General features: G+C 68.3%; 13 protein-coding genes and 4 pseudogenes. 8 read left to right on the top strand and 9 right to left on the bottom strand.

Annotated features, from left to right (window positions below; all coding sequences use genetic code 11):
* Nucleotides 1–329 precede the first annotated feature (329 nt).
* Nucleotides 330–1,493 (bottom strand): methyltransferase domain-containing protein, encoded by a 1,164-nt coding sequence (locus tag NQU55_RS34350; protein ID WP_256791748.1) that lies wholly within the window; start codon nucleotides 1,491–1,493, stop codon nucleotides 330–332.
* Nucleotides 1,490–1,630 carry a hypothetical protein gene (locus tag NQU55_RS34345; protein WP_256791747.1) on the bottom strand — a complete coding sequence of 47 codons (141 nt, stop codon included), beginning with the start codon at nucleotides 1,628–1,630 and terminating at the stop codon, nucleotides 1,490–1,492. The genes NQU55_RS34350 and NQU55_RS34345 overlap by 4 nt, the downstream gene beginning before the upstream one ends.
* A gap of 637 nt (nucleotides 1,631–2,267) precedes the next feature.
* Between NQU55_RS34345 and NQU55_RS34340 the strand changes: the two genes are divergently transcribed.
* Complete coding sequence (locus NQU55_RS34340) at nucleotides 2,268–2,438, top strand: hypothetical protein (protein ID WP_168097092.1); 171 nt, start codon at nucleotides 2,268–2,270, stop codon at nucleotides 2,436–2,438.
* 55 nt (nucleotides 2,439–2,493) lie between these two features.
* On the opposite strand, the gene NQU55_RS34335 is transcribed toward NQU55_RS34340, so the two are convergent.
* Nucleotides 2,494–2,637, bottom strand: a complete 144-nt coding sequence (locus NQU55_RS34335; RefSeq protein WP_256791746.1) for a hypothetical protein — start codon at nucleotides 2,635–2,637, stop codon at nucleotides 2,494–2,496.
* 412 nt (nucleotides 2,638–3,049) lie between these two features.
* On the opposite strand from NQU55_RS34335, the gene NQU55_RS34330 reads away from it, so the two are divergent.
* A complete protein-coding gene (locus tag NQU55_RS34330) occupies nucleotides 3,050–3,778 on the top strand; it encodes a coenzyme F420-0:L-glutamate ligase (RefSeq protein ID WP_256791745.1) in 729 nt (242 codons plus the stop codon).
* Nucleotides 3,779–3,920: 142 nt separating this feature from the next.
* Here the strand turns inward: NQU55_RS34330 and NQU55_RS34325 are convergent, their stop codons facing one another.
* Nucleotides 3,921–4,535 carry an oxygenase MpaB family protein gene (locus NQU55_RS34325; protein WP_256791744.1) on the bottom strand — a complete coding sequence of 205 codons (615 nt, stop codon included), beginning with the start codon at nucleotides 4,533–4,535 and terminating at the stop codon, nucleotides 3,921–3,923.
* A gap of 109 nt (nucleotides 4,536–4,644) precedes the next feature.
* Nucleotides 4,645–5,385: a DUF6545 domain-containing protein gene (locus tag NQU55_RS34320; RefSeq protein ID WP_168095545.1), complete on the bottom strand. Its 741-nt coding sequence runs from the start codon at nucleotides 5,383–5,385 to the stop codon at nucleotides 4,645–4,647.
* A 705-nt stretch (nucleotides 5,386–6,090) separates the two neighbouring features.
* Here NQU55_RS34320 and NQU55_RS34315 point away from each other — a divergent pair.
* Nucleotides 6,091–6,450 carry an Imm63 family immunity protein gene (locus NQU55_RS34315; RefSeq protein WP_256791743.1) on the top strand — a complete coding sequence of 120 codons (360 nt, stop codon included), beginning with the start codon at nucleotides 6,091–6,093 and terminating at the stop codon, nucleotides 6,448–6,450.
* Nucleotides 6,451–6,461: 11 nt separating this feature from the next.
* Here the strand turns inward: NQU55_RS34315 and NQU55_RS34310 are convergent, their stop codons facing one another.
* Nucleotides 6,462–6,887 (bottom strand): DUF6086 family protein, encoded by a 426-nt coding sequence (locus NQU55_RS34310; RefSeq protein ID WP_256791742.1) that lies wholly within the window; start codon nucleotides 6,885–6,887, stop codon nucleotides 6,462–6,464.
* Between the two features lie 231 nt (nucleotides 6,888–7,118).
* Here NQU55_RS34310 and NQU55_RS34305 point away from each other — a divergent pair, with 231 nt between their 5' ends.
* Nucleotides 7,119–8,033: a hypothetical protein gene (locus tag NQU55_RS34305; protein ID WP_256791741.1), complete on the top strand. Its 915-nt coding sequence runs from the start codon at nucleotides 7,119–7,121 to the stop codon at nucleotides 8,031–8,033.
* A gap of 164 nt (nucleotides 8,034–8,197) precedes the next feature.
* On the opposite strand, the gene NQU55_RS34300 is transcribed toward NQU55_RS34305, so the two are convergent.
* Nucleotides 8,198–8,587 carry a hypothetical protein gene (locus tag NQU55_RS34300; RefSeq protein ID WP_256791739.1) on the bottom strand — a complete coding sequence of 130 codons (390 nt, stop codon included), beginning with the start codon at nucleotides 8,585–8,587 and terminating at the stop codon, nucleotides 8,198–8,200.
* A gap of 633 nt (nucleotides 8,588–9,220) precedes the next feature.
* Nucleotides 9,221–9,910, bottom strand: a complete 690-nt coding sequence (locus NQU55_RS34295; protein WP_168096746.1) for a cysteine hydrolase family protein — start codon at nucleotides 9,908–9,910, stop codon at nucleotides 9,221–9,223.
* Nucleotides 9,911–9,964: 54 nt separating this feature from the next.
* Here NQU55_RS34295 and NQU55_RS34290 point away from each other — a divergent pair, with 54 nt between their 5' ends.
* Together NQU55_RS34290 and NQU55_RS37000 are read left to right on the top strand one after the other, a co-directional pair.
* Nucleotides 9,965–10,477, top strand: a complete 513-nt coding sequence (locus tag NQU55_RS34290) for a PadR family transcriptional regulator (protein WP_168096747.1) — start codon at nucleotides 9,965–9,967, stop codon at nucleotides 10,475–10,477.
* A gap of 67 nt (nucleotides 10,478–10,544) precedes the next feature.
* Nucleotides 10,545–10,998, top strand: a pseudogene (locus NQU55_RS37000) (helix-turn-helix domain-containing protein); the annotation flags it as partial.
* Between the two features lie 7 nt (nucleotides 10,999–11,005).
* Here NQU55_RS37000 and NQU55_RS34280 read toward each other — a convergent pair.
* Nucleotides 11,006–11,459 (bottom strand): annotated as a pseudogene (locus NQU55_RS34280) (transposase); the annotation flags it as partial.
* Between NQU55_RS34280 and NQU55_RS34275 the strand changes: the two are divergent.
* A pseudogene (locus NQU55_RS34275) lies at nucleotides 11,434–11,934 on the top strand (transposase family protein); the annotation flags it as partial. The pseudogenes NQU55_RS34280 and NQU55_RS34275 sit on opposite strands and share 26 nt — an antisense overlap.
* A gap of 135 nt (nucleotides 11,935–12,069) precedes the next feature.
* Nucleotides 12,070–12,497: pseudogene (locus NQU55_RS34270) on the top strand (MarR family winged helix-turn-helix transcriptional regulator).
* Nucleotides 12,498–13,043: the final 546 nt, after the last annotated feature.

Genomic DNA, 13,043 nt, shown 5'->3' with positions numbered 1-13,043 from the left:
CTGGAGCGCGGCCCGTACGCCCTCGTCCGCCCCGGGCGTGCACGGGCGGTTCCGCCTTCTTCTCGTGGTACTGGCGGATGGTGCACGCCCCGGGCGCGCAGGGGTGGTTCCATCGCCCATCTGAAGATGTGGACCAGGTCTTGGCTCAGGTGTCGGCAGCAGCCGCGCAGCTACTGCCGACGAAGGAGGACGCCGGAAGAGCCGCCGCCCAGGTGGGTGCGCCGCGGCTGGTGGGTCAGGCCCACTGGGCCGAGTGCTGGCTCCACCAGCTCACCGGCCGCAGCCCCGGCCGGGCGGCGCAGGACCACTTGGCGCGCTGGCCGAGTGCTCTACGTCCTGCTGCGGAGGAGCCGGTTCTGCGGGGCGTCGAGCCACACGTGGTGCTCGCCGTCGGCGGTGACGGTCAGCCCGAACCGGGTGATCTCCGGCCGCCCCTGCTCGTCCCACCAGGACCGGGCCGCCAGGACCTCATCCCACAGAGATCTCGGACCTTGCTGCAGGACGCTGTCGGCCTCATCCCACCCGTCGCAGCACACGGACGCGAATGACTCCTTGCCGTCCCAGAGCAGGATGCGCCGTTGGTCGCCGCTGACGCGCCTCATCGTCAGACCAGGCACCAGATGACCGATGGCAAAGTCGGCGTGCCAGTCACCGTCCAGGATCTTGTCCGGTTCGGCCGCCGACGCCGACAGCCGCTCCTCGCTCTCGCGCGGCGGACGGCCGCCGGGCTCCCGGTGCGCGCGCAGCCACATGTACGCGGCGGTGTGCACGAACCGGCCCTCGGCTGCGCCATCCTCGCCCACCGTCAGGCGCAGGAGCCCACTGGAGGAGAACCACGTTCCGTACGGGGTCAGGATGATCCCGCCGGGCCTTACCTGCTCCCGCCACGCGCCGGGGATGGACCGGGCCGACGCGGTGCAGATCAACCGGTCGTAAGGGGCCCCGTCGGCGTAGCCGCTCTCGCCGTCGCCGCAGACCACCCGGGCCGTGTACCCGGCGGTGCTCAGGTTGTGCGTGGCCTGCCTAGCCAGGGCCTCGTCGACTTCGATCGTGAACACGTTCCCCGGGCCCGTCCGCTCCTCCATCAGGGCCGCGTTCACGCCCGAGCCGGCACCGATGTCCAACACCTTCTGCCCAGGTTCAAGGTCGAGGTACCCGAGCTTGATGCACACGATATCCAGCGCGGACACGGACGAGGTTGCAGAGCCCCGCACGAACCCGTTCGTGGTGAGAGGGCCATCCTGGCCGTCGTTGATCTGGGTCACGACCGCCTTCACCGGGTCGTAGACGGTCTTCGCCCACTCCTCCGGCTCCTTGCTGCAGGAGAGGACGCGGTAACCGTCCTTGGTCCACATCCAGACGTCACGCGGGACGAACCGCTCACGCTCGACCTTCAAGACCGCCTCGAGCGCCCACGGTGCGCGGTCGAAGCAGCCCGTCGCGGCGAGCTCGTCCGCGCATACGGACCGACGCGCGGCGAAGGACTCCGTCACTTGTTGTCGTCCTTACGGTGATCGCCACTGCCTTGCGGAGTGCTGCCGTCAGAGGCCGGCTCGCCGTTGCCGCCGCCGTGCTTGTCGGGGTCCCAGTCTTCCTGCTTGGCGTTACCGCCGCCGTGCTTGCCCGCCATGGTGCGCCCCTCTCGTGTCGGTGAGACCGGTGGACGGGGCGCAGTCTGCCGCAGCTGCAGCGGACGCGGAAGACGCCTGGGGCACACCGCAGGTGACCGAAGCCACCTGCGGCGGCGAGGTGGCCCACACCCCTGCCGCAGGGTCTTCCCGTTCAGTGGTCAAACCCGGGCGTGGGAACGGAGCGCTGCAGGCGGTGGGCCAGGAATAGGCTCCGCGCTGTCGGCGATTCGCTCGCGCGCGGTACGGACCCGTCACGGCGGTGGCCGCCCCCCCTTCGCCGTCACGGCGGCGATTCGTGGCTGGTTCCTGCGGTCGGTCAGAGGTAGGGGCGCTGTGGCGAGGACCTGGTGGCCCGCAGCGTTTCCGTGAAGATCGCGGCGGCGGGCGCGGGGGGGGCGAGAAACGGGGAAGCCAGTGGTGGACGTCGAGGGTCTGCGAATAGAGGTCTACCGTGCGCAGCAGCTGACCGGACTTCCCTGAGCTACCCCCCCCCGTCGCTGCCCGCGGGCGATGCCGGGCGCCACGGGGGCAGCGTCGATGTCGTCGAGGCCCGGGAGCCGGGCGCGGTCATCGTGGGCTGGGTCTGCAGGGCAGAATTGATCAAGCGAGCGGCTTTGGCGCTTGACCAGGGCGAGGATGAGCACCCGGCCAGCCCGGCGGCAGGACAAGACCGCGGTCGCGATGGCCGCCTCGCTCGCCAGGGTCCTGCAGCAGCAGGGATTCACCATCAGGCCACGAGGCGGGCGTCCCCGGCAGCCACCAGCTGATTGTCACGAAGGAGCCGCCGCGGTGCTGCGGTGGGGCTGACGGGCGGGAGGGCTCGGTTGTCACGCGGGCCCAGGCGACGTGTCCCGAGGTCCGGTCACGGGCCGTTGTGGTGGGTGGTGTTGTCCAGGCGGGTGGTGAAGCCGCCCGCAGTGTCGCGGGTGAGCAGCAGCAGTGGTTCGACGGCGGTGAAGTCGGGGGTGCCGGTGATGCCGCCGATCTTGTGGGTTGCGGACACCACGATGAAGTCGCCGTCCGGCGCCAGACTGTTGAGGTAGGCGGTGTTGCGTCGGCCGCGTTCGCCGTTGAGGAGGCACTTTGCGGCGCCGAGGACGCCGAGGGCCAGGCAGCCGCCGCAGGACCACGGTAGTGCCCTGGCCGAGTATCAGACGGGTGATGACAGTCAGGTCCGCCAGCAGCTCGCCTTCGGGCGCCCACAGGGGCGCCAGGCGGATGTCGCCGTGGCCGGGGAATTCGATGGCGGGGTCCGGCGGCGGGGTGAAGCGGTAGGGCAGGTGGGGGCCGACCTCGGCATAGGCGGTGTTGCGGTCGGGGGCGCCGAGGACGATCAGGCTGTCGGGTTCGGCGTTGTAGTACTCGCCGGGGTAGAAGTCGCGGATGGCTGCCGTCCTCACCCCAGCAGGAGCCCGACGATGACCGCCGCCCCGACCTCCGGCTTCTCCGCCTTCGCCCTGGAGCCCTTCCCCGAGCTCCAGCCGGGCGACGACCTGACGGGTACCATCACCGATGTCCTCACCCGCACCAGCACCGCACTGCGCGACGGGGACATTGTTGTCGTTGCCAGCAAGGTCGTGTCTGTTGCGGAGAAGCGGTATGTCGACCTGGCCAGCGTCACCCCGGGACCTGAGGCTCTGGAGCTGTCCGCCAAGACGGGAAAGCCCGCCGAGAGCGCGCAACTGATCCTGGACTCCAGCGACAGCTACTTCCTGGCCACCGAACGCGGCCCGATCATCGGCCGGCACACCCTCGGCTACCAGCTCACTTCGGCCGGGATCGACCGCGCCGGCACCGAAGGCGCCTGGCTGCTGCCTGCGGACCCGGACGCCTCCGCCCGTGCCCTGCGCGACGCCCTGATCACCTGCACCGGCTCAGACGTCGCCGTCGTCATCGCGGACTCCGACGGCCGCGCCGACCGGCGCGGGGCCACCGTCATCTCCATTGGCGCGGCAGGCGTGACACCACTGCGGACATCGGAGCATGGCGGGAAAAAGCAGGAGGAGACCTTCACCGACCTCGTTGCCGCAGCGGCCGGGATCATTCTCGGCCAGCGCGGACGCGGCGCCCCGGTCGCCGTGCTGCGGGGCATCTCGTACGTGCCCAGCGACGAGAGCGTGGCGTCGATGCTCCACCACAGGCCGTGACACTCCTGACATCGGGCGCGGCCGGGACATCGGGACCCAGCTGACGGCCGGGGCTGCTGCAGCCGTGGAGCAGCTGGGGCTGTTGACTGGGGCTGTTGAGCAGCATGAAAATGGGAGCCGTTGCCCCCGGCCGGAACCCCCGTCAGGGGGCCTCCGGCCGGGGCCGACGTCGATTCAGCGACCAGGCCCGCCACCGCAACCCAGCGGTCACAAGCGCTCCCACGGGGCGGGCAGGGCGCCGGGCCCGTAACCGCTCGTCGAGCAGGGCGTCCGACAGCGCCCGGACCAGGACCCCGAGCGGAGCGGGGAACCGGTCGGCCAGCAGTGCCCTATTGGCGTCGTACAAGGCTTGACTCTCCGGCGTCACCGCGAAGTGCCGCTGCTCGAAGTCGTCCATCCACACGGCGAACTCGTCATACGATCCTGGCAGGCCCGCGATGTCCATCCGGTCAGCGAGACCGGCGTAGAACCGGAACGCCGCCGCCTTCTCTGCGCGGGTGGTGGCCCGCCAGCTGTGCGCGTCGATCCACCGCAGCGGAGCGACACAGAAGGCGGCGAGTACGTAGAGGTACTCCTGGTCGCCTGCGGGCAGGCTGGCGTGCAAGCGGCGAAGGACCGCGACCGCCACCTCTCCCTCTGCCGAGGCCAGGCCGTGCTCGATGAGGGTGTACACCAGCTCACCGGTGGCCTTCGCACGGGCCTTCGGCTGCGCCGTCATCTTTCCGGTGCCGGCCAGCACCCGGGCAATGGAGGGCACAGCGAAGGTTCGGTAGAAGCCGAGGTTGAGCCCCAGGCGCAGGTCGTCGGGGAAGCAGACGAGCGCGAGATTCCGGTAGGCGGCGTGGCCTGGTGCTGGTCCTGTGTGGTCATGGGCGTGACGCCTTCGGCGGCGCTGTGGCCTGGAGGACGTCCTCGACCAACGGGCTCGCGAGAGCGCGCGAGATGCGTACCAGGTTGTGGCGTTCCTTGATCTGGTCGGTGGGAGTCCCCGGTTGAGAGGGAACGGCTGTGGTGATCGGATCGTCGCCGTGGAGCCCCTTCAGGGCGACTGCCGCGACGATTTCCCGGACCTCTGGCAGGGGCAGGCCCTGTGCGACAGCAGCCCGCGCCGCGCGGTCGATCACCGCGGTCCGGGTGCGCAGAGCGGCGCGGAAGGTGGCCGCTGCCGCCGTGGCTTCGGTCTCCTCCACCGACAGGCCGGCCGCCCGTGCACGCTGTTCGGCAAGCGCCGTGACCGATGGGTCTTCCCAGACGCGCATGGCCAGCTGGGCGTCCCGGATTTCGGCCAGGCAGCGGGTGAGCCGCCACTTCAGGTCGCGCACGGCCAAGTGGTGCTGAACGCGTGTGGGCATCGGGTCGAGCAGGACGTTGCCGTCGGCTTCCGCGGCAGCGAGCCACAGAGGGCGGAGCGCCAGGTAGTCGCGTCGGCGCTTGTACCACGCGTGCGCTGCGGGGTAGACGAACCCTGAGCTGATCAGCATCGCCCCCGCACTGGCGAACAGGGGGCCGACCTCAGTGGACAGCATGTCCCAGTTCAGTCCGTAATTGCCGGCGGCGGCCGCGATGATAGCGGCGACCTTGCAGGCGACGTAGCCGAGTGCTACCACGCATCCGATGGCAATCAGCCGTACGCCCGTCCGCAGGGCTATGCGGTCAGGTTGGCGAGTCGCGAGTTCACGTGCGTGGCGGCGGCAGGCCCAGCACGCCCCGAGCAGGGCGGCACCGAATCCGGCTTGATAGGTGAGCAGGAAAGCGGCGATGGCGGGGGTGGGGGCATAGGTGGTGTCGAAGTCGAGCGGGTGCGCGGGGCCCGGTACGCCGCCGGTTGTTTGCGCGGGCGCGCGACATGATCGCCTTCAGCTCCCATGATGGTGATCCGCGCGGCTTCCTCCTGGCTGATGCTAAGCGGCCGGAACGGTCACCGGTGAAGTCTGAAACACCACCGGATCGAGGGATGGCACCACACATGTTGCGGTGGATAGCCTCAACAACACCGCTAATGAGCTGCATCGACCTGAACCTCGCCTGACGCGAACGGCTCGAAACCCCAGAGAAGCGGCGATCAGATGCGCGTGGCGGCGTCGGCGGGCGGACAGGATCCGGCAGTTCGGTGTCGTGGTCACCCCCTGCACTATGCCGCGCGGCAACCACCCCTGGGCCTCTTTCGGCGCACCGGCCTGTGCCTGCGCGATGCAGGCACATCGCACGTGCGCTGTGCGCCTTGACGGCGGTCACGGTTCGGCCTGCGGGCGAGCACGTGAGGTCTCGGGGATGGCTGGTCCCGGGCGTCACCCCATGCAATAATCGTCTACATGACGATAATGGTTAGGGGTGTCGTAGCTGCTGTCGAGGACACGGCCGCCAAGCTGGACGGGTGGAAGGCGCGCGGCATGCTTGAAGAGCTCCTGCACTGGGTCGCCCTCGACACTGCACAGGACGCGGCCTCCGACTGGGAGCTGCACATGCGGCAGCACTTCCCTCACCAGCGTCTGAGCATCGACCGTCTGGCCAAGCAGCTCGAAGTGCTGGACCGTCTCAACCCCCAGTGGGCCGCGGAATTCCGGGCCGGCATCGCCGAGAATCAGCCGGACGTACGCTTGGAGGACGCGGATGCATACCCCCTGAACCCCCTCGCCGAACAGACGGCATGGGTCGAGCAGGGCCGAGGCTGACGCAGAGGCCTTCACCTCGACATGAACCGGACCAGCTGGCGCGACTTCACCTGCAGCGCCGCTGCCCGCGCCTGCATCGAGGAATCTGAAATAGCCGAGGCCTGTCCATCCGGGAGGGTGTCCTCGGCGCCGCCGATCGGATGCCAGTTCACCTCGATGGCCGCTCTGCCGGCCAGCGCCAGCACGGTAACGACGAACCCTTCGGACAAGGCGGCCGTGACGGGATGAATCGCTCTGCAGTGCCAGGCGAGGAGCGCCTCGGCGAAAACCTTGAAAACGGCGGGGTCGACCTGACACTCATCCTCGCGCATCGGACCGATACCGGACGGCATCCCCACTTCGGCTTCGTAGACGCTCACCTGGCCCATAAACAACCGGGAGACCCCGGTGGCCGCATTCCACAGAGACCGGTCGCCCATGTCGTAGTACTGGCTCACCGCTCCCCCTCCTCGCTGCCCACCCGGCCGCCTCGATCCCGAGAGGTTACAACGTGGCAGGCCTCAAGCCAGGCGGGCCTCCGCGCTCGCTCGATCATGTGCGTTGCGGCACTGTGGGAGGCGGTGAAGAACGACCTTCCTGCACGCTGGACGGCCCGCCTACATGCACGCCAACGGCACCGAAGAACCCGTCGGTTTATTCGACAAGAATGAAAGGCTATGGAAAATTCTATGACTGACCCTGTCCGTTTCCGCTTCCCGGTCAAGGGCGAGGTCGCGGTCTTCCGCGGCGGCCACTACCGTGCCCGTGGCGCCGTGGGTCTGTGGCCGTGCGCCGAGCTGCTGCCCGGGCCAGGCCGCCCCGCACCCGACGGACTCGCGCCGCGCGAGGCCGCCGACGGATCGGTGGGATACCCGGTTGCGCCGGAGCGCCTGGACGCCTGGGATGCCGTCACGTGGACGTTCCGCTGGCGCGGCGAGCTTTTCGAATGCACCGCCGCCACGCCTACCACATTCTCGGGCAACTACCTCGGCTCCGACGAGGACTTCGCCAAGGAGCACCTCAAGCGCCGGGTCATCGGCTACCGCGGCGTTTTCCCGCGCGACGACGTTACCGAGCTGAAGCTGCACCGTGAGGATCTGCTGCAGCCTCTACATGCCCTGGTGCGACGTCTTCCCGAGGTCGACCATTTCCGCCCCAAGGCTTATGCGGTTCACCGCGGCCGGACGTATCCGGCTGCTGCCGAGGCCGACGCTTCGGGCCTCATTGCGCTGACCACCGGGGACGATCGGCCTGAGAATCTCGTCGCCGATCCCCGGGATCCGGACGCCGGGCGCTTCTTGGCCGCCCCGGAGCAGTTGGACGCCTGGTACCGGACTCACTGGACATTCTACTGGCAGCGCGGCCCCTTCGACGCCGTCGGGACGGTGGACGGCAGGATCAAGGGCGTTTACACAGGCGGCAGCTGGGGCTTCGCGAACTACAAGAACCTGACGCATGAGCCATCTCCCGGGGCGTACACCCGATACACGGTCACGGTGGACCTCGACGGCGTCACCGACCTCGAACAGCACCGCACCGACCTCCTGGCCACCCAGAGGGAGAGCCGTCGTGGCGGTGACGCGGCCCGGTCAGCAGATGGGTGATCTCGGCGTCGCGCAGCACGGCGCCCCCATCCTTGCCAAGGCCACCTGTCCCTTCGACCTGCCCTCGGCGAAGGACATCCCAGGGAATTCGTCGAGAAGCTGCTCGCCTGAACAGGACGCGTTGGCCGGCTTCGCGTCGTCGCGGCAGGCTGCTGCCCAGTGCCCTAGGCGAACTCGCCCTTCTCGATGGCGCTCAGCTCTGCGACGCCCGGTGGCATGGAGAAGCGCTTGACGACGTCCTCGCCCGTGGTGTCGTCATGGAGGTACAGGTCGAACGGCCCGGTGGCGGAGGCCATCGCTTTCGCGGGCATCTCGTGCGCGACGGTGTACCAGTAGAAGCGGCCCAGGTCCACGCACCGGATGCCAGGCGAGACCATGGCCTTGCCGAGCACCTCGGGCGTCCACCCGAACCACGCCGTGGCCGCGTCTCCGCTGCGGAACTGGTAGACGGCCTCGAGTGCGATCTCCGGCCTGATGATGCTCCGGCCGTCCGGGCTGGAGCCCACCGTGACGCCGTAGCTCTTGACCTCGCCTGTGCGGATGATCCACAACACCGCGTCTGCTCCCCGCCCGTCCTGCTGATGCCTGTGCCTGCTGTCAAACCGGTCATGTCATTGCTGCTGGTTCTGGTACGCAGCGGGACCGATTGCGATCGTAGAGCAGTCAACAGGCCAATTTCGTGCGGAAAATGGCGCAGACCGAACGTGGCTGAGACGGTGCCATCCCTCGGTGTGGTTCATGTGCTGATTCGCCGAGGACGCGCCCGGCGGGGCGGTAGGGTCCTGGGCAAGGCGCACCTGTGCGCTCCCCTCCACGAGGAGCTCTCCAGCTGATCGGGCTTCTCGCCCAGGGGGTCCGATCCGGGCCTCCTCCGGTGCGGTCGCCGGCAACGGCCGCAACCCGTTGGAGGGGAGCGTGCGATGGCGCGTCACCGCAGGAAGCCTCTGCACGAGCGGATCGCCGCGGTGGTCCGCGAATTCTGGAGGTGGATGTGGGGCCGGTGACGGCCGCCCTCAGAGAGATTGAGGGCGCCCGTATAAGCAACACCGGTCGGTCCTCGCCCGCGATTTTGCCGGTCCCAGGCGGGGACCACTTCACCGCTCACAGTAGCGCCTCCGGCGCTCCGCCGTCAGCCGGTCGGCTCGGTGGTGTCGTCCGTGAAGAGGGTCACGATCGCTAGTGCCGCATCAGGCAACGTTCGCCCGTTCCTCATCCTCTGATGGTGGGGTGGCTGTGGTCAGTCGGTTGGTGATCTCTTCGGCGGTCAGCACGAGCGCGAAACCCTTGCGTTGGACAGCGAGTTCGGGTGCTTGTCGGGACTGGTCGTCGGTGGCCGTGACGTCGGATCCGAAGACGACCTTGTAGCCGCGTTCGTATGCCTGCCGGGCCGTGGTGCCACAGCAGTAGTTGGTGAGCCTTCCCGTGACGATGACCGTGTCGCGGCCGAGGTTGCGGAGCATCGTGTCGAGCGGGGTGTCGTAGAACGCTCCGTAGGAGGGCTTGCGGATCACGGCCTCGTCGGGTCGGCAGCCCATCGGGGCCCACACCTCGGCGGGGCCCGGTCGGCGACAGTCGGTGTCGGCATGCGGGAGGAACTGCAAAGCGTGCGGCCGGTCCAGTCCGAGGTGGGTGTCGTCGAAGATGGTCCAGATCACCGGGACGGAGGCGGCCCGGCATTCTTCGACCAGTTGGTGCAGCCGGGGTGCCATCCGGGTGGCCGCGGGCACCCAGTAGGGGCTCCAGCCGGGCCGGATGAACTCGTCCTGCATGTCGATGACCAGCAGCGCCGCCCGTTCGGGCCGTATGTCGAACGATGCCAGGCCGCGCTCGTAGGCGTTGCGCGCCCGCGCGGTGACCCATTCCTCGGTGTACATCATCCCCACCCCTATATCGATTCGAGGTACCTCGTTTCGATGTGCGAGAGTAGCAGCATGCTCGAACTCGCGATTCTGGGATTCCTGGCCGAGGGCCCGCTGCACGGCTATCAACTGCGCCACCGGATAGCGCACTTGTCCGGCCATACCCAGCCGGTCAGCGACGGCAGCCTCTACCCGGCGATCAACCGGCTGGTCAACGCCGGGCTGCTCGACCGGCGGACCGAACCGGGCGCCTCGGCCGCCCAGCGGCACACCCTGAGCCTGACCGACACCGGCCACTGCGAGCTGCTGCGCCGGCTGCAGGACGCAGGCGGCCTGGACATCAGCGACAGCACCCGGTACTTCACGGTCCTGGCCTTCCTCTCCCACCTGCCCGACACCGCCGACCAGCACGCGGTACTACGCCGGCGGCTGGAATTCCTGGAACAGCCCGCGAGCTTCTTCCACGACAAAGACCGCCCGCTGGGCGCCGACGACACCGACGACCCCTACCGGCGCGGCATGCTTACCATCGCCCGCGCCACCAGCCATGCGGAAAGGTCCTGGCTTCGCAAGGTGCTGGCCTGACACCGCATCGGCAGGCACCTGGCCCGTTCTGAACCCGGACGCCTCCTCTTCCCGACAGACTGCGGGGGTGGCAGAGCCAGTACGGGTCCGCGAGAGCGACAGCGATGAGGGGCAGCACCTGCTGCGGATCATCCGCAGGGGCACCGGCTCGGTGGTGACCTGGCGGCGGGCCCAGATGGTGCTGCTGTCCGCAGGGCATGCCCGTGGCGAAGATCGCCGGGGTGACTATCACCAGCGACGACCGGGTCCGGGATGTGATCCACAACTTCAACGCCGACGGCTTCGACTCTCTCTACCTGAAGTACAAAGGCGGTCGGCCCAAGACCTTCACCCTGCCCGAGCGGCGTGAGATCAAGAAGATCGCCAAGTCGAAGCCGATCGAGCACGGCCTGCCGTTTTCGACCTTGAGCCTGGCCAAGCTGGCCGACTTCCTGGTCGCCGAGGGGGTGGTCGACGACATCAGCCACGAGGGCCTGCGGGTCCTGCTCCGCCAGGAAGGCATCTCGTTTCAACGCATAAGACCGTGTCCTATGTGGTGAGGCGGATTAGTCGTTTGTAGCAGCAGATCGCGGCGGCCAGTCCGAGGAATGCCAGGTAGTTGCGGGGGTTGCGTTCGTAGCGGGGTGAGAGCCGGCGGTAGCCGGTCAGCCGCGACATGGTGCGCTCGATCACCCACCCTGCGGCGGCCGAGGTGTTCGCCGGACTCGATTCCCTTGCGGGCGATGCGGACACCGATGTGCTTGCCGCGGGGCCATTTCCGCAGGTGAGGAACGTCGTAGGCCTTGTCGGCGTGGAGGCGCTGGGGGTCGTGTCTCGTTTGGTGACCGGCCACCATGGGTTTCATGGCTTCACTGTCGTGGGTGTTGGCGGCGGAGACACCGACGACGAGGGGCAGTCCGTTCCTGGCCGGGATCTGGCGCATCGACCAGCTCATCGAAGAAGCACCCGGCAGTGCCTGGCAGCGACTGTCCTGCGGGGACGGGGCGAAGGGCCCGCGCGTCTACGACTGGGCCGCAGCCAAACTGCCTGCCAACCTGATCTTCGACCCCGATCCGCCGACGCACCACCGCTGGGTCATGGCCCGCCGCAGCCTGTCCGATCCCGGCGAGCTCGCCTACTACCTCGCCTACGCACCCGTGGGCATCGAGCTGGCCGAGCTGGTCCGGATCGCCGGCTCCCGCTGGGCGATCGAGGAATGCTTCCAGGCGGCGAAGAACGAGTGCGGCCTGGATGAGTACGAGGTCCGCCGCTACATCGGCTGGTATCGGCACATCACCCTGGCCATGCTGGCCCACGCTTTCCTGGGCGCACTCGCAGCCCAGGCCGGCGACGCCGCAAAGGGGGCTGCAGAAACGGATCGGCCCTCGTCCCCCTCACCGTGGCAGAGATCCGGCGACTCCTGGACACTCTCCTGCCCCACCCACAAGCCGACCGCAACCCCATCACCCACACACTGAACTGGTCAGCCTGGAGAAGACACCACCAAGCCATAGCCCGCCACTGCCACTACCAAAAACGCAGCTCAGGACACGAATCGCTGCTGGAGTACTAAGGTGTACAGTTTGGTTGATGGGTGTGGGTAAGCTGGCATCATGGACGAGGATCAGCTGGCTGAAGAACTTCGCCTGACCATCGGACAGCTCGTACGCACCGTGCGCACTGCCGACCAGATGCCGCCCGGCGAAGCCGCCGTCCTGGGCTACCTGGACCGCGGCGGCCCGCTGACCACCGCACCGATATCGCACAACAGCGAGGAGTCACTCACCAGTCGACCGCCAAGGCGGTCAAAGAACTCCTGGCTCAGGGGCTTGTGTATGCCGAGGCGCACCCCAGCGACGGGCGCAAGCTGTTGCTTCACCTCACGCCGACGGGAAATGGCCGTCTGGCCGAGGAGCGCCGAAGGCGTGTGGACTGGCTCGGCACCGCAATCAACGATGTCCTCAGTTCCGATGAACGAAAGACGCTTGAGGCGGCGCTGCCTCTGCTATCACGCCTGACCACACACTTGAATGGCAAATAGCCAGGGGCTGCCGTTTGGGTCATCGAGCGCTGCGCATTGAGGGGGTGCCGGTCCAACTGCCCGCGACCTTCGCCTGTACCGGTCTGCCCACGCGCTGGCTGGACCCGTTGGGCACGCCGACCGTGCTCAGCGACTTGGCGGTGGCGTACTACCGCTACCGGGTCCGTCGGCAAGCCGCCCCGGCATGGAGGCTGCGCTCGTCGCCCAGGCGGCGGAGGTGCTGGGGAAGTACCGCCCGTGAGGCGATCCCGATCTGGCCGAGGGCGACCTCAAGAACCACATCGCCCCAGAGGACTGACCAGGCGTCGGCGCCGGGCGCCCATCAGCTTCGCCGGTCCCGTTACTGTCAGTGGCGCCCGTCGGCGAGTCCGTCGGCGACGTTTTCGATGTAGAGGATGGCCCACTCCACACTCACGTTGAATTGTGCGGACTTGGGTGTGCGCGACTTACGGCGTCGTCTGGCGTTCTCGCTGCTGAGCGGTTCCACTTCTCAGGCCCGAGTTTGACTAGGCGCTGTTTCTCGGATCATGTTCGGAGCCAGATTGC

This window comes from Streptomyces telluris (genome assembly GCF_024519335.1).
GTDB lineage: Bacteria > Actinomycetota > Actinomycetes > Streptomycetales > Streptomycetaceae > Streptomyces > Streptomyces telluris.
This window is presented reverse-complemented; position numbering and strand designations above follow the sequence as displayed.

What these genes read in the sequence shown, in the direction of transcription:
- NQU55_RS34345 (WP_256791747.1), bottom strand. Translation starts at nt 1,630, where the DNA reads ATGGCGGGCAAGCACGGCGGCGGTAACGCCAAGCAGGAAGACTGGGAC.
- NQU55_RS34340 (WP_168097092.1), top strand. Translation starts at nt 2,268, where the DNA reads ATGAGCACCCGGCCAGCCCGGCGGCAGGACAAGACCGCGGTCGCGATG.
- NQU55_RS34330 (WP_256791745.1), top strand. Translation starts at nt 3,050, where the DNA reads ATGACCGCCGCCCCGACCTCCGGCTTCTCCGCCTTCGCCCTGGAGCCC.
- NQU55_RS34315 (WP_256791743.1), top strand. Translation starts at nt 6,091, where the DNA reads ATGACGATAATGGTTAGGGGTGTCGTAGCTGCTGTCGAGGACACGGCC.
- NQU55_RS34305 (WP_256791741.1), top strand. Translation starts at nt 7,119, where the DNA reads ATGACTGACCCTGTCCGTTTCCGCTTCCCGGTCAAGGGCGAGGTCGCG.
- NQU55_RS34295 (WP_168096746.1), bottom strand. Translation starts at nt 9,910, where the DNA reads ATGATGTACACCGAGGAATGGGTCACCGCGCGGGCGCGCAACGCCTAC.
- NQU55_RS34290 (WP_168096747.1), top strand. Translation starts at nt 9,965, where the DNA reads ATGCTCGAACTCGCGATTCTGGGATTCCTGGCCGAGGGCCCGCTGCAC.